Origin of the sequence: Microcoleus sp. B3-D7 (genome assembly GCF_036705305.1) — a bacterium.
Classification (GTDB): Bacteria; Cyanobacteriota; Cyanobacteriia; order Cyanobacteriales; family Microcoleaceae; genus Microcoleus.
The window spans coordinates 147,643-166,726 of the sequence record NZ_JAUBUE010000007.1; the positions used below are offsets into that span (position 1 = coordinate 147,643).

Sequence of the window (19,084 nt, forward strand, 5' to 3'; positions counted from 1 at the left end):
TTTCGTCCCTTAATTTTTCTGGCAACTTTCCCATAAAGTCCAAGGCAAATTGTGATATAATTTCAGGAGTAATTGGCAATATTTGGCAGCTCTACTGAATCCAAACCGATTTTATCGCATTTTTGAGATTTATAGCGGTCAAATTTAAATTTTTAACGGAGTTTTTCAACCTATGAGCACCTCTGAGTCGCGGATAATCCCGACGGATCTGGGTAATGAGATGTCCCGATCGTACTTGGAATACGCCATGAGCGTAATAGTCGGTCGGGCGCTACCAGATGCCAGGGACGGTCTCAAGCCCGTTCACCGACGCATTCTCTACGCCATGAACGAATTGGGCTTGACTCCCGATCGACCTTTCCGCAAATGCGCCCGCGTCGTGGGGGAGGTGCTGGGCAAGTATCACCCGCACGGAGATACAGCGGTTTATGACGCCCTGGTGCGGATGGCTCAGGATTTTTCCATGCGGGAACGCCTGATCAACGGCCACGGCAACTTCGGCTCCGTTGACAACGACCCGCCCGCTGCCATGCGGTACACCGAATGTCGCCTCACAGCTTTGACTAGCGACTCCATGCTGCGCGACATCGACTCCGAAACAGTTGATTTCGGCGACAACTTCGACGGTTCCCAGCAAGAACCCCTCGTACTCCCGGCACGCATCCCCCAAATTTTGCTCAACGGTTCCTCCGGGATTGCTGTAGGGATGGCCACCAACATTCCGCCACACAATTTAGGCGAAATAATTGACGGTTTAGTAGCACTAATCCACAATCCAGCAATTACCGACCTGGAATTGATGCAGTACATTCCCGGCCCGGACTTTCCCACCGGAGGGCAAATTCTGGGCAGAAGCGGCATTCGCGATGCTTACACCACTGGTCGCGGTTCGATTACAATGCGCGGAGTCGCCGGCATTGAAACCATCGAACATCCGGGCCGCCCCGACAAAGAAGCAATTATTATCACCGAATTGCCTTACCAAACAAACAAGGCAGCTCTAATTGAGAAAATTGCCGAACTTGTCAACGACAAAAGATTAGATGGAATTTCCGACATTCGCGACGAAAGCGATAGAGACGGAATGCGGATCGTGATCGAACTTAAGCGCGATGCCTATCCTCGCGTCGTCCTCAACAACCTCTATAAACAAACACCCCTCCAAGCCAACTTTGGAGCTAATATGTTAGCGCTAGTAAATGGGGAACCCCAACTACTTACGCTCTCCCAATTCCTCAATGTCTTCCTAGATTTCCGCATTGAGACAATTACTCGCCGGACTCAATATGAGCTCCGCAAAGCAGAAGAACGCGACCACCTTCTGCAAGGCTTATTAATTGCCCTAGACAACTTAGATGCAATTATTCACCTAATTCGCGCCGCTGCCGACTCCGCCGCAGCGAAACAAGAATTGATGGATAATTACGGTCTTTCAGAACAGCAATCAGACGCAATTCTGCAAATGCAGTTACGGCGTTTGACAGCATTAGAAGCACAAAAAATTCAGCAAGAACACGAAGAACTGCGAGCTAAAATCGAAGATTTGGAAGATATCTTAGCGCGCCGGGAACGCATCTTAGAAATCGCCGAATTTGAAGCAGTCGAAATCCAAACTAAAATCGCCACTCCTAGACGCAGCGTCATCGAACACGCCGAAGGAGAAATCGATGAAAGAGATTTAATTGCCAACGAACAAGCAATTATTCTGATTACAGAGCAAGGCTACATCAAGCGGATGCCGGTCAGCACTTTCGAGGCCCAAAGTCGCGCTACTCGCGGCAAAGCAGGCGCGAAAATGAAAGAAGACGACGGAGTAGAACATTTTCTTTCCTGCTGCGATCACGATAGCGTTTTGTTCTTCAGCGATAGGGGCGTAGTTTACTCTGTCAAAGCTTATCAAATCCCCGTCTGTTCCCGGACAGCCCGTGGCACTCCTGTGGTGCAACTGCTGCCGATTCCTATAGAAGAAAAAATCACTTCTATGGTGTCAGTCACAGAATTCACCAGCGAAGAATACTTGGTCATGCTGACTCGCGGCGGCTACATTAAAAAAACCGCACTTTCCGCTTTTGGCAACATCCGCACTAATGGATTAATCGCGATTTCTTTAGAAGAAGGCGACCAACTGCGCTGGGTACGGAGAGCAAAAGTGGGTGACAGCATCATCATCGGTACGCGCCAAGGCATGGCAATTCATTTCCGCACCAATCACGAACAGTTGCGCCCTGTTGGCCGCGCGACGCGGGGTGTAAAATCGATGAAATTGCGATCGGGCGATGAGTTGATCAGCATGGACATATTGCCCAGTTCAATTGTTGCCGAGATTGCTGAATTGGAAACTGAAGATTCGGAATTCGAGGGAGCTAATATTGCTCAGTTAGAAACTGAAGATTCGGAATTTGAAGTAGCAGAAATTACTGACCTAGAAACTGAAGATGCGGAATTAGAAGATGAAGAATTAGAACTGCAATCCGAGGAAATTGAAGGCGAAGAAGCCGAAGGAATTACCAAAAGTAGCAGCGACGTTCCTTCAGTGTTGGTAATCACCACCAACGGCTATGGCAAGCGGGTTCCAGTTTCTCAATTCCGCCTACAAAGACGGGCTGGCAAGGGATTGACGGCTACTAAATTCAAGTCTAAAAAGGCTACAGATTACGTAGCTGCGCTGCGAATTGTCAACGAAGATGACGAGTTGATGATCATTACCAACCGAGGTATTATTATCCGCCAGGCTGTGAGTGCGATTTCCACGCAATCGCGAACTGCAACGGGCGTGCGGGTGCAGCGGTTGGATGAGGATGATTCGATCGTAGCTGTGGCTTTAGTGCCGCCTGCTGGTGAAGAATCGGCCGAAGAATCGGAATCGGAGGAAGTGGCAGAATAGTCATAGGTTAATAGTTTGTAAGGTACGCGCTGCGTACCTTACTGCTGAAGGGTAAAAATGCGATCGTCTATTCCCGGTTTCTGCCTCCAAGACTGGTCAACATTTAATACTAATTATGAAAAAATACCTCTAGGGACACCGCATTGCCGTGTCCTTAATGCGATCGTTGACAATCGATCCCATAATTGCTATAGCATAATAGAATCCTAAAGTTAATAGCAAAAGTCTGTAAAAATGCCTTATTTAACAGCAGAAAACGACATCAAAGCACTCATCGCTAAATTTGCCCAAGCTAAAATCCTGTGGGTGGATACAGAAATAGCAGACTATAAATCAAACCCCAGATTATCTCTGATTCAGGTGTTAGCTGACTCCACAGATGCGACGGGAGATGCCACTTTTCTACTAGATGTCTTGGATCAACCAGAATTGGCAAAAGATTTCATCAACCAAATCATGGTCAATCCAGATATTGAAAAAGTTTTGCACAACGCCAGCTATGACATCAGATTTCTGGGCAACGACGACGCTCAAAATGTCACTTGCACATTAAAAATGGCGAGAAAGATTCCCACTTACATTCTGCCATTACCTAATCGACAACTCAAAATTTTAATAGAAACACTTTGTGGCATTGCTTATGTAGATAAAACCGAACAAAGCGGGGATTGGGGCAAGCGTCCCCTGACCGAGAAGCAGCTAGAATATGCCAACATGGACGCGGTTTATTTAGCTGGAGTGCATCGCCGCCTGGTAGAAATCCTTGCCCAATGTTACCCCGAACCCGCAACGGAAAACTTGACAGCATTGGGCGAAAAATATCAGGAAATAGAATCTCGGTGGAAGCCACTAGACTCAGAAATCGCTGAAGTGAAAGAACGATTTAAAGCGGGGATGCTGGCCCAAAAGCTCAAAGACAGTTCTTATTTTGAGCTTTCCAGTTCGATAGCTATGAAAGTAGACTTTCTCACCCTGGCAAGACTGACGCAAACTGAGGGAATTGAGTTAAATTTTCCGGTGACACTGACGAAAGAAATTCAAAAACAGTTAGGCGAACTCATCGCCGATCCATCTTTGGAAGTGGAGGATATTGCTAGTTGGCGCTTGAATTATAATGTACAGCAGCGGCGAAAATCTACTAAGAAAGTTGCGCCAGAACCGGATAGTGAGGATTTAACTGCATTGGGGGAAAGGTACAAAGAAATTTTGCCTGAATGGAAGTTGTTGGATTCAGAAGTTGAGCATCTGAAAGAGCGCATTAAAAAAGCAATGTTGGTGCAAAATCAGGAAAATACTCCCCATTTTAAGTTATCCAGTTCCTCGATTTTGAAGGTGGATTTTGCTAAATTAGCAAAAATTGCGTTATCTATGGGAGTTGAGTTAGATTTTATGGTGACGCTGACTCAATACATCCAAAAGCGGTTAGGGGAAGCGATTAACAAAATTGATGTGCAAATTGAGTATATTACGAGTTGGCGGATGACGGCTAAGACGGTGGAAGAGGAAGATGATGATGATGAAATCCCTTTTTAACTACTAAAATATCAAGTTTTCTCTCATTTTTCTGTGTTTTTAGGGGTCTGGGAGCGAGAGAAAGAGGTCTAGAAACAATGCCGAATAAGGGGGTTGCCGCCTGTATACCCTGTTGATAAAAGCGATGTTTATTACAAGTTAAATTCATTAACAATTGTACAGATTCACAATATTTATCCAAATAATTGACCCAATGCTCTCCATCTTGCGCCAACGCCAAAGGTACTCCGTCTGCGGTATTTTTTGCTTTGTTCTTTAGGCGGAACTTCCCCGCTTTGGGGCACGGCTGTTTCATTCTCAGAAAAACCAGGATTTTGTAGGGGCAATGCTAAGAGTGCCCGCCCAGGCCCAGACACGATAAATTGGGCATTTCAGCGATCGCGGCTCTTCACGAGGGTTTGCCCCTACAAGAGTAATGAAACAGCCCTGCCTTCTAGGGGCGGCCTCAGTTATTCAGATTTAAGAGAAGCCATATCAATTACAAAGCGATATTTCACATCGGACTTGAGCAGTCTTTCGTAGGCTTCGTTGACTTTCTGGATAGGGATAACTTCGACATCGGCGGTGATGTTATGTTCACCGCAAAAGTCGAGCATCTCTTGGGTTTCGGCGATGCCGCCGATCATAGAGCCAGAAAGACTGCGGCGACCCATAATCAGACTAAATGCCGCGACATCTAGAGGCTTTTCAGGCGCACCAACCAGGGTGATGTTACCGTCGAGGCGGAGCAGGTTGAGATAAGCGTTAATGTCGTGCTTGGCGGCGACGGTATCGAGGATAAAATCGAAGCTACCAGCGTGCTTTTGCATCTCGTCAGCATTACGGGAAACAACAACTTCATCGGCACCCAGGCTGAGTGCGTCTTCTTTCTTGTCGGGGGACGTGGTAAAGACAACGACGTGTGCTCCCATTGCATGAGCAAGCTTCACGCCCATGTGTCCCAATCCGCCCAGACCGACCACACCTACTTTCTTACCCTCTGTGACTCCCCAATGACGGAGTGGCGAATACGTGGTAATGCCTGCACACAGGAGTGGCGCAACCCCGGCGAGATCGAGGTTATCTGGAACGCGGAGAACGAAGCGTTCATCGACAACGACGCTATCGGAGTAGCCCCCATAGGTGACTGGAGCAGTCTTGTGCTTGTCTGGGGAGTTGTAGGTTAAGGTCACATTTTGGCAGAACTGCTCAAGGCCTGTTTTGCAATGGGGACAAGTGCCGTCCGAGTCAACCATGCAGCCGACCCCAGCGAGGTCGCCGGGCTTGTACTTGGTAACTGCCGAGCCAACCTGAGTGACACGTCCGACAATCTCATGACCAGGAACGATCGGGTAGGTCGTGGACATGAAATCGCTCCACTCGTCCCGCACTGAATGCACGTCAGAGTGACAGATGCCGCAGAAGAGGATCTCGATCTGCACATCGTGTTCGGTTGGATTGCGCCGTGCGATCGTGTCGGAGGCTAGCGGTGATGTTGCACTGGCTGCGGAATAAGCTTTCGTGTTGTACATGAATCAATGCTCCTAGCTGTTTACGTTTGGTATATGGTACTGTTCGTCGCTAATGTCGCCTACCGCCTGCGGGGCGATATGAGTCATCGCCGTTAACGGCAGTGGCGATGGCGATCGTGCTTTTTTGTCGTGCGGTTAAGGTTTGATTAGGTTGGCGACGATTACTGCACCGTTTGTCCACCGTCGATGACCATAGCGTGTCCAACCATGAAGGCAGCCGCGTCCGAACACAGCCAAACAACTGCCGCAGCGATCTCCTCAGGCTTGCCCATCCGTCCGATCGGCTCCTCCGCAATTACCTGCGCTCGCCCTTCGTCCGTGCCGCCAGTGAAGCGACCCATCATCGGGGTGTCGATGTAGCCGGGACAGACGGCATTGACGCGGATATTCTGGGCGGCGTAGTCGAGGGCTGCCGCCTTGGTGAGACCAATTACGCCATGTTTCGCGGCAGTGTATGCGGGGCTGCCCTTGATGCCGATGATTCCTGCCCCCGATGAGGTATTGACGATCGCGCCACCACCCTGTTTAAGGATCAGCGGGATCTCGTGCTTCATACACAGGAAAACGCCGCGCAGGTTGATGTCGATGATCCGGTTCCACTCTTCTTCCTCGTACTCTGCGGTCGGAGCTGGATTCCTCGGCTCGATGCCCGCGTTGTTGAAGGCGAAGTCCAGCCGCCCGAAAGCCTCAACGGTCTTGTCCAGAGCCGCTTTCACGTCCTCGGCTTGCGTCACGTCGCACTTAACTGCGATCGCCTGTCCGCCCTGGTCTTCGATCAGGCGTACCGTTTCTTGATTGCCCTGTTCTGAAATGTCAGCAGCTACGACCTTAGCGCCTTCACGGGCAAACGCCAGTGCCGCCTCGCGACCAATGCCGCTTGCTGCTCCGGTGACAAAAGCCACCTTATCTGTGAAGTTTCCATTCAAATTGGATACCATATTTTCTCCTGTATTAAAACGACAGTTTTTCGCTTACCGACTGAGGTGCTGATGGAAAAAGGACGCAAGCTTGTCCCACGGGATAAGGTTCACCCGATCGTATAAATCGACATGGCCAGCGTTGGCAACTATGTAGAGTTCCTTTGGTTCGGCTGCGCGTTTGTAAGCATCTTCACTGAACTCCCTAGAGTGTGCATCTACGCCCGTGATGAACAGCATGGGACGAGGCGAAATCGTCTCAATGTCATTGAACGGGTAGAAGTTCAGGAATTTGACGTTACTGGTCAGTGTCGGATGGGTTGTAAGTTTCGGGGACGAACCTTCGGGGGTGTATTCGCCCCTGGGAGTGCGGTAGAAGTCATAGAACTCACGCTCAATGGCAGTGGAGTTCTCATTCAGTTCATGCACAGTTCCGCTTGTGTATTTGGTCTCGCCGCCCGTGAACTCCATATAGCGTTGCTCAGCCGCCTCTGCGATGGCTTGCTTCCTCTGTTCGAGGGTCGCAGAATGCCTCAGCCCGTTACGGATAGCCGCACCCATGTCATACATACTGACCGTCGCAATGGCATTCAGGCGCGGGTCAATCTTGGCGGCGCTGATGGCGAAGCTTCCGCTGCCACAAATCCCAAGAACGCCAATCCAGTTCCTATCAACGAATGACTGGGTGCCCAAAAAATCGACCGCAGCACTGAAATCTTCGGCATAAATATCCGGCGAAACAACGTTGCGGGGCTGCCCCTCACTTTCACCCCAAAAGGACAAAGGGACAAGGTGACGAATCCCTGGTCTGCCAGTTTTTGGGCATATAGACTCGCGCTTTGTTCTTTGACTGCGCCCATTGGGTGCCCGACTATGATTGCGGGATTCTTGGCGTTCCGATCCAAGTCTTTGGGAATGAAGAGATTCCCGACAACTTGCATATTGTATTGGTTTTTGAACGTAACTCTTTGCACGGTCACTTTGTCACTTTGATAGAAGTTGTCCGCCCCCTCGACTACAGCGGACTGCTGCGCGAGTGCTTGGGGGCTATTACGCGAGACGTGTGTTTTGTCGAGTGCAAATGCCGCCGCTGTGCAGATTGCACTCATCAAGAGGGTTGGTATTAAAATGCGGTATTTCATTCAGTTCTCGATAAGTGTGGGTTTATATGGCAGGTTCGCTTCGGTTCGATCGCCATCGCCAGCCGTTTCATTTCCGTACCCTCTTTATTGCGATCGCAGCTCGATCGTCACTTCTACAGAACCAGGCACATTCAATGTCTCGATGTCACCGTCAATTTTTCCGAGAATAACCAGTCCGTTTGAGTATCCAAAATCGTTGTAATACATGGCCAAATTCCCCCAGGGAGCGTAATAGGCAATATCTCCAACCGCAGGATCACTGCCCGGAGGGGCATCTTCTGTCGATAATCGTCTTGGCAAATCACTAACTTTTTCGGTGTTCGCGTGGTCTTCCAGCGTCAGTGTCAATGGCAGCAGGGAAATAAAATCCTGAGTGGTTTTGCTGTCAATCAACGTGGCTGTAATGACTTTGTTTCCGACCTTGATGTTTATCTTCATCCTGTTTGGCTGCTCGGTTGATAGTTCAGTTGGCATTTCTGACGGGGCGCTGCTAGGCATCCTGTTATCGGCACGGCAGGCTGAGGAACTCAGGGACATTGCTAAAGCGAGAACCAAAATCAGCATTCGCTTCTGACCGTTTTTTCCTTTAGTGGGAAACCCTCTCAAAAGCATCAGGATCTCCCTTCATACTGCTCGTCGCTGACCTGTTCCATCCAGTCCACAGGGCTACCGTTGAGCGCCTCGTGAATGGCAGTATGAGTCATGGCTGTAGTGGCTGTAGCTCCGTGCCAGTGTTTCACACCTGGTGGAATCCAGACGACATCGCCAGGTCTAATCTCCTGAATTTGACCACCCCAGTGCTGAACCCAGCCAACTCCAGCCGTCACAATCAGGGTCTGCCCCAAGGGATGGGTGTGCCATGCGGTTCGGGCACCTGGCTCGAAGGTGACACTTGCGCCAGATGCGCGTGATGGATCGTGCACCGGAAAAAGAGGATTGATGCGTACAGAACCCGTGAAATATTCGGCAGATCCTTTAGTGGAAAGCTGCGAACCGTTCCGCGTGATTTCTACGGTCTGTGGGCGATCGCCAGATGAGACTTGTGTATGACCTGCCTGTGCAAACCCCAAAGCCAATAAGGAAAATGTCATGACAGGTATCGTGAGCCGTTTCATTTCTGTTCCTCCATGTTTGTACTTAGTCATGCAAAGCTTGACCACAGCGACCGATGCCTGCCGTGTATTGGAGGATGCTTCTGGTGCGATCGTGAGAAAGCTTGACCAAACAAATTTGAGTTTTCTCTTGAAGAGAAATCCAGACGCTTACAATTCGCCGGAATCGTTTTTCATTGCTTTAGCCTCATTCTAAGAATCCTCAAGGGCAAGCAATAGAACGATCGTCTAAGATTGTTGTACAATCCTGCAAACTTAGAAATTAACGCTGCCAAAACGACTGAAAAGTCCGCTAGGTCGTTAATGAACGACCAGCAGGCTCTTCGCGAGGCAGATAGAGCGCAAGCCCACAGAGACGAACTGACTCAGCGGATTGCACAGGCGATTCGTCATGATGGGACGATTGAGCCGCTGAAGGGATTGCACTTCAATCGCTCCTCCTCACCGTCAGAATCCATTCATAGTGTCTCTATTCCTGCCTTTTGTGTCATTGCTGAGGGCAGCAAAGAAGTGCTTCTGGGCAGCGCGATCGCGCTTCAGTACGACCCGATGCATTATCTGCTTGCTACGATCGAACTGCCGATTGTCAGCCAAATACTTGAAGGGTCCAAAGCGCAACCGTACCTTAGCCTTCGCCTCGATATCGACCCCACACTTGTCAGTTCAGTCATGGTTGAGGCGGGCGATTTCTCACCACAAAGGGGTGCCAATGTAAAAGCGATTGACGTGATATCAACTCCGCTAGAATCGGAATTGTAAAATCGAATCAACAGTCAATACTCAACTATCATTCAGTTTTTCGACCCGCCCGTTAACAGTCATTAGTCATTAGTCAACAGTCAACAGTCAACAGCCAACAGTCAACAGTCAACAGTCAACAGTCAACAATAATTCCGATGCAACCGGAATTGATGTGAGTCAATTGGATGTGCCTCTGCTGGATGTGGCTATACCTCTTCGTTCCTAGTTTCAACCGAACTCAGCGCCGCTTTGAGGGTATGCCAAGCCAAAGTTGCACACTTAACCCGCATCGGATATCGGGAAACACCTTGCATGATATTGAGTTTCTCCAACGGAGGCTCAAACAGAGTATTCCCCGCTACCATCTCGCGGAACTCTTCTACCATTAAAAGCACCTGTGAAATAGTTTTACCTTTGATAGCGATCGCCATTAAGTCAGCAGAAGCAAGGCACAAAGCACAACCTGCACCTTCAAATTTAATATCTGCAATTTTACTTTCTGCTTCATCTAGTACCAGCGTTAAATCAACCACATCACCGCAATAGGGATTTTCTCCTCGGTGTTGACGGTGTACTGGGTTAGTTTTTCCTTTATTTTGCGGTTTTGTGGCGTGTGTCAAAATTACTTGTTGGTAAATTTGGCGATCGTTAGTTTTCATAATCTATTCACTCTTTAAAATTTTTTAATAGCAACTGCTTGTAATCGTCCGGGGTATCAATATCAATCGCAGCTTCTGGTATTAGCAGAATCAATCCTCTATCTATATATTTTTGTATTAACGGTTTTGCACCTTTATCTCCTTCAAGCTGCATCAGTTCGGGAAATAAGGCATTGCTAAACAGGGCTGGTACGCCTGTAGTTTCGTTATACTTTGAGGCAACAATTACTTTTTGCGTTTCGTGATAATACTGAATCAATTGATTGAAAATCTGGGGAGAAACTAGCGGCTGGTCTGCAAGTGAGATGATAACTGCATCAAGTTTAGAGTTAGTTTTCAGTAGCATACTAATACCAGCGCGAATAGAAGAAGACATTCCCTCTTGCCATTGGGAGTTCTCTACAACTTGCACAGCCTTTGGCATTAGTTCCGGTTTAATTTGTTCTGCATAAGCTCCCAGGACTACTATGATAGGTTGACAAAGAGAAGCTAAGGCAACTTCAACCGCATGGAGTATCAGGCTGCGTCCTTGATAAGAAAGTAATTGTTTTGGTCTTCCCATGCGGGTTGCAGATCCAGCAGCGAGAATAATTAGACCAATTTTAAATACCATACCCAAGTTTTGAATTTTTGATTATTAAGAACATACTCGTATTAGCCATTAACTTTTTGATTGTTGACTATAGCAACCCTCGCATCATTTGTGAATCTTTTACTCCGTCCCCAAGGCATCGGGGAGGGTTGGGGTGGGGTAAAAAATTTACGGCTCATTTAGAATTGCTATATTGATAGAATCATGAATAGGTAGAGTGCGATTTCTTAAAAAACCACCTTGATGCTTTGCTGTTACTGCTTGAATTTCGGCGATAATCGCCAGAGCAATTTCTTCCGAATTATCTGCCCCAATGTCGAGTCCCACCGGACTATATAAATTTTGTTGCTGTTGTGGAGTGGGGATAACTCCTTCTTGTTGTAGTTCTTGTAATAATCGGGCTGTTCTTTTCTTAGGGCCGAGTACACCTAAGTATTTTAAGCCAGAAGGCAATAACACTCTCAGCAATTCCAGGTCGTCTAAATAATTATGAGTCATAACTACAGCAACAGCACGCTCATCTATATCGATTTTTTTTAATACATCATGAGGAGAACAAAATTCAACTCGATCGGCTTCTTGAAAACGCTTTCGGCTTGCTTCCCGTTGGCGGTGATCGACTACAGTAATATGCCATCCTAACTGTTTGCCAAAGCGAACAACGGGAAGAACGTCATACCCAGCACCCAAAATTACCAGCGACAGCGGCGGCTGAATGACTTGAATAAAAACTTCAACTTTCCCGCCTATTAACTGATATTGTTTCCCTACCGAGGTTTTCTGTTGAAGTGCTGCTTGTGTATCCCTTAAAACCGCTGCTGCTAATTCCTCATCGCTGATGTGGTTGATGATATCTGAATTTAGTAGCAAGCGATCGCCTATTTGAGATTTGCTTTCACCCTCTATATTAAATACAGTTGCAATAGCGCTCTCAAACCGAGCATCAAGGCATTTGTGGACAAAACTAATTTGGTTCGGCTCGTTTACTGGCAACGATTCAATTAAAACATAAGCAATGCCTTGACAGCCAAGCCCCAACCCCCAAATTAAATCTTCCTCGGAGGTGGAGTCATACTTAACCACACAAGGACTACCAGTGTTCATTACCTGCTGTGCTTTCTCAAATACATCACTTTCCAAACAGCCACCGCTAATTGCACCTACTATCAAGCCATCTGCACCCATCAACATTCGCGCACCAGGACGGCGATAAGTTGAACCTTCCACTTTAACTAAAGTTGCCAAGGCTAGCTTTTTTGTCGTGTCTTTTACTTGCTCTAAAGCAGCCATAATATCGTGTATTTCTTTCATTGCTCGGCCTAAAAATTTTTGTATCTCACTGTTTAAGTTTGATTATAAGGACTTCAGCATAGGGCACGATATAACGATACTTGCAAGTTATTGTACAATCCTGCAAAATTCTTCTTCTAAACTAATCATGGGACAAGCCTGTAAAGCTTTGGTGTGATGACTTTTAGCTTACTTGCTTGTCCCTTTCTTATCCCGAACTCACGTTACATAAAAATCGCACGGCTCAGACGAACCCCGAAATCGGCATCCGGATTTGTCGTGGCGTCACCCAGCCGCTCTTGAATCACTGCAACTGCTAAGTCCCGGCGCTTTGGCGATCGTGATGCGTCGGCAGATGCCAGCGCTGCCGCCATCTGTTCGCGCGTGAGATCGGTGCAATAGCAGGGCGTGCCGGGTTGCTGACGCCACGAATCGGCGATCGTGCCCGCGTCGAAAGCCTCAAGCCCGGTGTCTTCGACCAGCGCCATCGCCACTTCACGATCCTTCTCGCGGTCAGCAGCCACAGGGAGGGCTATACGGTCAGGGCTTCCAGCAGGCTTGCCCAAGGTGGCGAAGGAGCCAGACCCGATCGCGTTCCACGCTTTGGCGATCGGCCTGCCTAGCTGTTCGGCTACCCAAAGGCTCTCAACCTGCCCGGCCTCGATGGCATCGATCTTGTCGTCGCGGTGGGGATAGTAATTAGACGTGTCGATGACGACTGTCTCGGCTGGTAGGTTGGCTATAAGTGGCGCGATTGTGGGAATGCGGTTGAGAGGGATCGAGAGGATCACCACGTCAACGTCCTCCACCGCTTGGGCCGTCGAGACCGCGCGTGCACCAAACTCCAGCGCATCGGCCGCAATGGTTTCGGGGCCGCGCGAGTTGGCGACCTTTACGTCATGTCCGGCCTGAGCCAGTTTGCGGCCCAAGGTCTTTCCAATGTTACCAGCACCTAAAATGCCGATTTTTAAATTCTTTGTGTTACTCATGAAAAATGTTCCTTCTTATTCCGTTGCTTGATAGGGTCGTGCCAACCTGTTCAAGGTGTCACGCAGTTTGGCCAGTCAGGAGCATTGGCCGCCGATACGGGCGATCAACTTGCCGTTGACCGCACCTCCCAGACGTTCGAGAGCCTCGGGGACTTCAGCGAACGATATGATCTTGTCGATTGGCATGGAGATCTTCCCTTCGGAGAACAAACGACCTAGTGTCGCGATCGCGTCGTCGCGCTCTTCAGCGGTGCGGACGCTGTGCAAAGCGCCGGTGACGGAAATGCCATGCGTTAGGATATTGAAGGGCTCTATTGTGGGGAAAGTCGAACCACCGGCAAAGCCGATCAGGATATAACGTCCGCCGATGGCAATCGCGTCGAGCGCTTGCTCGGCTAATGGCGACCCGACCGTGTCATAGATGATATCGGCGCCTTTGCCTCCGGTCAGCGCGCGAACCTGCTCGATGAACGAACCGGCCTTAAGATTGATGACGTGGTCGGCGCCTTGCTCCCGGCAGAACGCGGCCTTGTTCCCGTCGCGCACGGTGGCGATCACGTTAAGGCCCAAAGCCTTAGCGAGCTGGGTCGCGGTGGAACCGGTGCCGCCCGATCCGCCAAGTACGAGCAGCGTCTCGCCCGGCTTCGCACGGGCGCGGTTGACCAGCCCGACATAAGCGACATGGAATGTTCCCAGGAACGCTGCCGCCTGCTCGTCGGGCATGTCGTCGGGTGCTAGCACCGCGCCAACGCCTGGGGAGAGGCAATACTGCGCCAAGCCACCTGAGCCGCGGGTGAAATTGGTGCCGCCGATCACCCGCGTGCCAATGGGAAAAGGATAGTCGCGTCCTGCCGTTTCCACGATGCCGACGACCTCCTGGCCCGGAGTCACTGGCGGCGTAGGCGTGAGGAAGTAGCGGCCTTCCAGCATCATGCGGTCAGGCAGACCGATATTGGTCGCCAATACCCTGAGCAGCGCCTCTCCTGGTCCTGGAATAGGAATGTCGATATCGACCAGCTTCAAAACATCACTGGGTTTGCCGAAGGTCTCTGCGCGCCAGGCTTTCATTATCAAACTCCAATATTTCAATCATGGATGTTTCAATCATGGATGGCGTTGCTCGCTCATCCTCTCCAGAGCGAAGTCGCTCCACAGCAAATGATGCCTTTACATTTGCAATATCCGGCTGAGACGAAGAAAGTATTCCGGGTCGGGATTAAGGGTGGTGCCTTCAGAGCGCTCCAGCAATATCGCCCACGTCAGATCACGCCGCTTGGATAAGCGCTCTCTTTCGGCCCAGGCCAGCGCATCGGGTAACTCTGCCAAGGTGAGGTCAGTGCAATACACAGGCGATCCCGGCTGCATCCGCCATGAGTCTTCGAGTGTGCCTGCATCGAAGGCATCAAAACCCGTATCTTCCACCAGCGCTAATCCCACTTCACGATCTCGGTCCCGGTCTGCCGCCACAGGCAAAGCAATACGGTCGGGGCTTCCTACAGGCTTCCCCTTGTTCGCAAATGAGTCCGAAACGATGGTGTTCCACGCTTTGACGATAGGACGGCCTAACTGCTCGACGACCCACAAGCTCTCGACCTGCCCCGCGTCGATGGCCTCAATCCTGTTGTCGCGCACGGGGTGGTAGTTCGAAGTGTCCATGACAACGGTGTCCTCTGGCAAGCCCGCGAACAAGGGCGCAACCTTGGAGTAGCTGGTGGGATTGATGGAGAGAATGACCACTTCAACGTCCTGCACGGCTTCGGCTGATGTAACGGCGCGCGCACCGGACTCCAGCGTATCGGCGGGGATGGTCTCTGGGCCACGCGAGTTAGCGACCTTTACGTCATGTCCGGCCTGAGCCAGTTTGCGGGCCAAGGTCTTTCCAATGTTACCGGCGCCCAAAATGCCGATCTTCAAGTTCTTTGTGTTATTCATGGTAAATCCTGCGTGTAAATCTTCCGTTTTGAATGTGAATGTCTGTTAGTGAATGTCTGTTAGTTGTGGAAGGTCACGCTCTCCTCGATAGGGGCTTTGTCGATCCGGTAGCGATTGGCGGTGGCCGTCTTGTCGGGATAGCCGAATGAGATACCGAACAGCATCTTCAGGGACGGATCGATGCCCAACAGCTCGCGAATCGTGTCGGCGTAAAAGCCGAGCATCGTCTGCGGTATGCCGCCAAGCCCGTGCGCCGTCAGCGACAGCAACAACGTCTGAGCGTACATTCCAATGTCGCCAGCCACTCGCACATCGTCGCCAAAGGAAGGCATGAAGAGCAACGCGGCGTGCGGCGCACCAAAAAATTCCAGATTGTATCGCGAGGCGGTGCGGCGATCTTCGGTTGCCTCGCGCGGGACGCCAATCGCCTGATAGTAGGCCGCGCCTTGCGCCTTTGAGCGCTCGCTGTAGACGCCCCAAAAATCGGCTGTGGAGAAGCTAAAATCCGGTGTCAGTCGCCCTGCCTCGTCGTCCGCAAGGAGAGCCTTGCTGAGCGCGTCGCGTGTCGCGCCGGAGACGATGTGAACCTGCCAGGGCTGGGTGTTGCAGTTCGAGGGTGCACGCTGCGCGTCTTCCAGAACCGAGCGGAGCACAGCGTCGGGGACAGGGGTTGGCAGGAAACTCCGGACAGAATGGCGCTCACGCACAGTCTCCTTAAAAGACAATGTTTGCGACGGCCCGTTTGCTAATTCGATCGGGCTGGTTGGTACAGGTGTTGTATTTGACATGGTGAATCCGAAAAAGGTGGTCATTCGGTAATCGAGTCGGGGGCCTTGGCCGAACGGGGATGACCTAGCCCGTTCAAGGTGTCGCGAAGCTCGGCAAGGTCTTCATCGGAGAGACGGCAGGCCGTCTCGATCTTTTCAGGGATCGAGCACGCTGCCTCGCGGAGTGCCTCGCCCGCTTCTGTCAGATCGATAAGAACGCGACGTTCGTCCTGCAGGTCACGGTTGCGCGTCACCAACCCCGCGCTCTCAAGGCGCTTTAAGAGGGGCGTCAAGGTTCCGTTATCCATACCGAGTTCTTGCCCTACTTCCCCAACAGTGCGCGGGGTGCCCTCGTAGAGAGCGAGCATGACCAGAAACTGAGGATAGGTCAGGCCCAAAGGCTCAAGAAAGGGCCGATGAAGCCGAATGACGCGGTTCGACGCACTATAAAGGGCAAACGAAAGCTGCCTCCCCACCTGTCGCCGTTGGTTGATGTTCGAGTTGTTATCCATTTTTAAATCCAGTCAACTACTATTATATAGCACACTACATAATAGTTCAATACCTATAATTCACTTTTTTCTGGACCAGTCTTGTACCCATTCCCATGCGTTGCACCAAGGCGACGGTACGAAGATTCTTCCACACACCCCACCGTTGCCAGCGCGCACCGTGCCCCCTGAGGTTCGCGGAGGCGATCGCTGCGACTAGCGCTGGCACTTCATTCAACAAATGACCTAACTCACAGCAGCTTTTCCGGCGTAATCGGCAGGTCCCTGATGCGTTTGCCCGTGGCATGAAACACAGCGTTGGCGATCGCCGCCGGGATGCCGACCATGCCGAGTTCGCCCATGCCCTTGACACCGAGCGGATTGACGACTTTATCCTCCTCCTCAACGAATATCGTTTCGATCTCCAAGACATCGGCATTAACCGGCACGTGATAGTGCTGCAAATTCGGATTCATAATCCGCCCGTAACGGTGGTCGATTTCAGTCGCCTCTTGCAGCGCCATACCAATGCCCCAGACAACGCCGCCGATTTCCTGACTGTGCGAGGCCTTCGGATTCATAATCTTGCCGCAGGCAGTCACTTCAATGGCGCGCGTAACGTGGACAGTCCCCACATCCGGATCGACCTTCACTTCAACGAACTGCGCGCCGTGGGCCAACGTCGCATACTTCTCGCGCTCCTTTGAGGGACGCGACTCGAATGTTTCTGTGATTTCGCTCAGACCGTTACGCTTCATCACTGCAGATATGTTGACGAAACGATCCGGGTCGCTTTTTAGTCGCAGTTGCCCGTCGAGCATCTCGACATCGGAGGAGGCTGCCCCCTTGAGCGGAGAATTCGCTTCCTGGTTTGCGAGGGCGAGCAACTTCGTGCCGATCGCCAGAGCCGCCCCGCACACGGCCGAGCCGACGCTCGCCGTCGTCCAAGAGCCCCCCTGCGACGGCGCTCGAGGCAACTTCGTGTCGCCGAGTTCAAATTTCACCTGTTCCAACTTCAGCCCCAGATACTCGGCAGCGATCATGGTCATCACGGTGTAGGTGCCGGGGCCGATGTCGCTGGTCGCACTTGCGACTTGCGCCGTGCCGTCCGCCCGCAGCGTGACGAGGGCGGCAGCGGGCATCTGGAAAGCGCCCCAAATGCCGGTCGCCATGCCCCAACCGACGAGCAGGCGTCCGTCGCGCATCGATCGGGGCTCGAACTTGCGATTCTTCCAACCGAATTTTTCCGCGCCCAGCCGGTAGCACTCCCGCAACGCCTTACTCGAAAATGGCTTGCCGCTCTCGGGGTCGGTTTCGGCATAGTTGATCAGCCGAAGTTCGAGGGGGTCGATCGCCAGCGCGTAGGCCAGCTCGTCCATCGCGCATTCGAGCGCGAACATACCGCTAACGGCCCCCGGTGCGCGCATCCAGGTCGGGGTGGCGAGGTCTGTGTTGGTAATCTTCAGCGGCGCGTAGAGATTCGGGCACGCATAGACTTGGCGCGTGAAACCCGTGGTGTCGTCTGAGAACTCCTCGATGGTGGAGGTGTTGTGCACGGCTTCATGAATCATCGCCGAGAGCTTTCCCGATCGCTCCGCGCCGAGCGCGATCTTCTGAATCGTGTGCGGGCGATAACCGTGGCCTGTGAACATTTGCGTGCGCGTATAGACAACCTTGACCGGGCGCCTGAGTTCGCGGGCTGCCATCGCTGTCAGGGCCGGATAATAGTTCGGGCGCAGCGACGCTCCAAACGCCCCGCCGACGAAGGGCGAGATCACGTTCACGTTTTCCTCGGGCAGGCCGAAGCTCGAAGCCAAATGTTCGCGCACGCCATAGACCTCCTGCGTCTTGTCGAAGATGGTGAGCTTGTCGCCTTGCCAGACCGCGATCGCCGCGTGCGGCTCCATGGGGTTGTGGTGCTCGATCGGGATGCGGTACTCGGCCTCTACCTTCACCGCCGCTGCGCGCATCGCCTCTTCGGGATTACCGCGCGTCTTCGGAGGCGGCTCTTTAGCGGGGACGCGCCCGCTCGATCGCACCGCCTCAGTGTCGGTCATGTGCTGCTGTGAGTTGTAGGAGACTTTAACCAGACGTGCCGCATAACGTGCCTGCTCGTAGGTCTCGGCGACGACGAGTGCCACGGGCTGCATATTGAAGAAGATTTTGTCGGACTGCAACGCCCGAAACGACTTGTCTTCCTCCTCGGTGGCGCTGGGCGGGGACTGTTCCGTGGAAGACTTCGGACCAAGCTTGGGTGCGTTCAGGTGCGTGAAGACGCGAATTACGCCTGCGGCGCCTTGGGCCTCGCGCGTGTCGATCGATTTAATCGTGCCCTTTGCTACAGTTCCCAGCACGATAAAACCGTAAGCGACATTGGGAACCTGGAATTCCGCCGCGTATTTAGCCTTGCCCGTAACTTTGGCTGCGCCGTCCACGCGGCTCATTTCTTTTCCGATGTATCTTGCCATTTCTTTTCTCCTCCCTAATATCAAATCCGCCCTTCATCGTCCTGTATTCATCTCTC

General features: G+C 51.5%; 19 protein-coding genes. 5 read left to right on the forward strand and 14 right to left on the reverse strand.

Annotation, left to right across the window (positions count from 1 at the left end):
- The first annotated feature begins 172 nt into the window (after positions 1 to 172).
- Together gyrA and QUB25_RS07995 are read left to right on the forward strand one after the other, a co-directional pair.
- A complete protein-coding gene (gyrA, locus tag QUB25_RS07990) occupies positions 173 to 2,884 on the forward strand; it encodes a DNA gyrase subunit A (RefSeq protein WP_333074967.1) in 2,712 nt (903 codons plus the stop codon).
- A gap of 234 nt (positions 2,885 to 3,118) precedes the next feature.
- Positions 3,119 to 4,417, forward strand: coding sequence for a ribonuclease D (locus QUB25_RS07995; RefSeq protein WP_333182653.1), 1,299 nt, complete (start codon positions 3,119 to 3,121; stop codon positions 4,415 to 4,417).
- Positions 4,418 to 4,866: 449 nt separating this feature from the next.
- Here the strand turns inward: QUB25_RS07995 and QUB25_RS08000 are convergent, their stop codons facing one another.
- The 3 genes from QUB25_RS08000 to QUB25_RS08010 form a co-directional block, all read right to left on the reverse strand.
- The gene (locus QUB25_RS08000; protein ID WP_333182654.1) at positions 4,867 to 5,928 is read right to left on the reverse strand and encodes an NAD(P)-dependent alcohol dehydrogenase; all 1,062 of its coding nucleotides are present in this window, start codon (positions 5,926 to 5,928) and stop codon (positions 4,867 to 4,869) included.
- Between the two features lie 161 nt (positions 5,929 to 6,089).
- Positions 6,090 to 6,866: an SDR family oxidoreductase gene (locus QUB25_RS08005; protein ID WP_333040493.1), complete on the reverse strand. Its 777-nt coding sequence runs from the start codon at positions 6,864 to 6,866 to the stop codon at positions 6,090 to 6,092.
- A 33-nt stretch (positions 6,867 to 6,899) separates the two neighbouring features.
- Positions 6,900 to 7,628, reverse strand: coding sequence for an alpha/beta hydrolase (locus tag QUB25_RS08010; RefSeq protein WP_333182655.1), 729 nt, complete (start codon positions 7,626 to 7,628; stop codon positions 6,900 to 6,902).
- 80 nt (positions 7,629 to 7,708) lie between these two features.
- Between QUB25_RS08010 and QUB25_RS08015 the strand changes: the two genes are divergently transcribed.
- Positions 7,709 to 7,972, forward strand: a complete 264-nt coding sequence (locus QUB25_RS08015; protein ID WP_333182656.1) for a hypothetical protein — start codon at positions 7,709 to 7,711, stop codon at positions 7,970 to 7,972.
- 99 nt (positions 7,973 to 8,071) lie between these two features.
- Here the strand turns inward: QUB25_RS08015 and QUB25_RS08020 are convergent, their stop codons facing one another.
- Entirely contained in the window at positions 8,072 to 8,599 is a 528-nt protein-coding gene (locus tag QUB25_RS08020; protein ID WP_333182657.1) for a cyclophilin-like fold protein, read from the reverse strand.
- Entirely contained in the window at positions 8,599 to 9,132 is a 534-nt protein-coding gene (locus tag QUB25_RS29765; protein WP_445251937.1) for a (R)-mandelonitrile lyase, read from the reverse strand. The genes QUB25_RS08020 and QUB25_RS29765 overlap by 1 nt, the downstream gene beginning before the upstream one ends.
- Here QUB25_RS29765 and QUB25_RS08030 point away from each other — a divergent pair.
- Together QUB25_RS08030 and QUB25_RS08035 are read left to right on the forward strand one after the other, a co-directional pair.
- Positions 9,077 to 9,295 (forward strand): hypothetical protein, encoded by a 219-nt coding sequence (locus QUB25_RS08030; RefSeq protein WP_333182695.1) that lies wholly within the window; start codon positions 9,077 to 9,079, stop codon positions 9,293 to 9,295. The two genes, QUB25_RS29765 and QUB25_RS08030, sit on opposite strands and share 56 nt — an antisense overlap.
- Positions 9,296 to 9,402: 107 nt before the next feature.
- Positions 9,403 to 9,858: an AraC family transcriptional regulator gene (locus QUB25_RS08035; protein ID WP_333182658.1), complete on the forward strand. Its 456-nt coding sequence runs from the start codon at positions 9,403 to 9,405 to the stop codon at positions 9,856 to 9,858.
- Between the two features lie 188 nt (positions 9,859 to 10,046).
- Here the strand turns inward: QUB25_RS08035 and sufU are convergent, their stop codons facing one another.
- From sufU to QUB25_RS08080, 9 genes are all read right to left on the reverse strand, one after another.
- Entirely contained in the window at positions 10,047 to 10,499 is a 453-nt protein-coding gene (gene sufU / locus QUB25_RS08040) for a Fe-S cluster assembly sulfur transfer protein SufU (protein ID WP_333182659.1), read from the reverse strand.
- A 7-nt stretch (positions 10,500 to 10,506) separates the two neighbouring features.
- On the reverse strand, positions 10,507 to 11,112 hold the full coding sequence (locus tag QUB25_RS08045; protein ID WP_333182660.1) for a nucleotidyltransferase family protein: 606 nt from the start codon (positions 11,110 to 11,112) through the stop codon (positions 10,507 to 10,509).
- Positions 11,113 to 11,259: 147 nt separating this feature from the next.
- Positions 11,260 to 12,402, reverse strand: coding sequence for an XdhC family protein (locus QUB25_RS08050; RefSeq protein ID WP_333182661.1), 1,143 nt, complete (start codon positions 12,400 to 12,402; stop codon positions 11,260 to 11,262).
- Positions 12,403 to 12,605: 203 nt separating this feature from the next.
- Positions 12,606 to 13,370 (reverse strand): NAD(P)-binding domain-containing protein, encoded by a 765-nt coding sequence (locus QUB25_RS08055; protein WP_333182662.1) that lies wholly within the window; start codon positions 13,368 to 13,370, stop codon positions 12,606 to 12,608.
- A gap of 75 nt (positions 13,371 to 13,445) precedes the next feature.
- Complete coding sequence (locus QUB25_RS08060) at positions 13,446 to 14,438, reverse strand: NADPH:quinone oxidoreductase family protein (RefSeq protein WP_333182663.1); 993 nt, start codon at positions 14,436 to 14,438, stop codon at positions 13,446 to 13,448.
- Positions 14,439 to 14,537: 99 nt separating this feature from the next.
- Positions 14,538 to 15,302 carry an NAD(P)-binding domain-containing protein gene (locus QUB25_RS08065; RefSeq protein ID WP_333182664.1) on the reverse strand — a complete coding sequence of 255 codons (765 nt, stop codon included), beginning with the start codon at positions 15,300 to 15,302 and terminating at the stop codon, positions 14,538 to 14,540.
- 59 nt (positions 15,303 to 15,361) lie between these two features.
- Positions 15,362 to 16,114: a nitroreductase gene (locus QUB25_RS08070; protein ID WP_333182665.1), complete on the reverse strand. Its 753-nt coding sequence runs from the start codon at positions 16,112 to 16,114 to the stop codon at positions 15,362 to 15,364.
- Entirely contained in the window at positions 16,111 to 16,581 is a 471-nt protein-coding gene (locus QUB25_RS08075) for a MarR family transcriptional regulator (protein WP_333182666.1), read from the reverse strand. The genes QUB25_RS08070 and QUB25_RS08075 overlap by 4 nt, the downstream gene beginning before the upstream one ends.
- A gap of 230 nt (positions 16,582 to 16,811) precedes the next feature.
- Complete coding sequence (locus QUB25_RS08080; RefSeq protein ID WP_333182667.1) at positions 16,812 to 19,028, reverse strand: xanthine dehydrogenase family protein molybdopterin-binding subunit; 2,217 nt, start codon at positions 19,026 to 19,028, stop codon at positions 16,812 to 16,814.
- Positions 19,029 to 19,084: the final 56 nt, after the last annotated feature.

Coding starts and splice junctions, on each gene's coding strand:
- QUB25_RS29765 (WP_445251937.1), bottom strand. CDS start 9,132: ATGACTAAGTACAAACATGGAGGAACAGAAATGAAACGGCTCACGATA.
- QUB25_RS08075 (WP_333182666.1), bottom strand. CDS start 16,581: ATGGATAACAACTCGAACATCAACCAACGGCGACAGGTGGGGAGGCAG.
- QUB25_RS08030 (WP_333182695.1), top strand. CDS start 9,077: ATGACAGGTATCGTGAGCCGTTTCATTTCTGTTCCTCCATGTTTGTAC.
- QUB25_RS08045 (WP_333182660.1), bottom strand. CDS start 11,112: ATGGTATTTAAAATTGGTCTAATTATTCTCGCTGCTGGATCTGCAACC.
- QUB25_RS08050 (WP_333182661.1), bottom strand. CDS start 12,402: ATGAAAGAAATACACGATATTATGGCTGCTTTAGAGCAAGTAAAAGAC.
- QUB25_RS08055 (WP_333182662.1), bottom strand. CDS start 13,370: ATGAGTAACACAAAGAATTTAAAAATCGGCATTTTAGGTGCTGGTAAC.
- QUB25_RS08070 (WP_333182665.1), bottom strand. CDS start 16,114: ATGACCACCTTTTTCGGATTCACCATGTCAAATACAACACCTGTACCA.
- QUB25_RS07995 (WP_333182653.1), top strand. CDS start 3,119: ATGCCTTATTTAACAGCAGAAAACGACATCAAAGCACTCATCGCTAAA.
- QUB25_RS08000 (WP_333182654.1), bottom strand. CDS start 5,928: ATGTACAACACGAAAGCTTATTCCGCAGCCAGTGCAACATCACCGCTA.
- QUB25_RS08035 (WP_333182658.1), top strand. CDS start 9,403: ATGAACGACCAGCAGGCTCTTCGCGAGGCAGATAGAGCGCAAGCCCAC.
- QUB25_RS08060 (WP_333182663.1), bottom strand. CDS start 14,438: ATGAAAGCCTGGCGCGCAGAGACCTTCGGCAAACCCAGTGATGTTTTG.
- gyrA (WP_333074967.1), top strand. CDS start 173: ATGAGCACCTCTGAGTCGCGGATAATCCCGACGGATCTGGGTAATGAG.
- sufU (WP_333182659.1), bottom strand. CDS start 10,499: ATGAAAACTAACGATCGCCAAATTTACCAACAAGTAATTTTGACACAC.
- QUB25_RS08020 (WP_333182657.1), bottom strand. CDS start 8,599: ATGCTTTTGAGAGGGTTTCCCACTAAAGGAAAAAACGGTCAGAAGCGA.
- QUB25_RS08065 (WP_333182664.1), bottom strand. CDS start 15,302: ATGAATAACACAAAGAACTTGAAGATCGGCATTTTGGGCGCCGGTAAC.
- QUB25_RS08080 (WP_333182667.1), bottom strand. CDS start 19,028: ATGGCAAGATACATCGGAAAAGAAATGAGCCGCGTGGACGGCGCAGCC.
- QUB25_RS08005 (WP_333040493.1), bottom strand. CDS start 6,866: ATGGTATCCAATTTGAATGGAAACTTCACAGATAAGGTGGCTTTTGTC.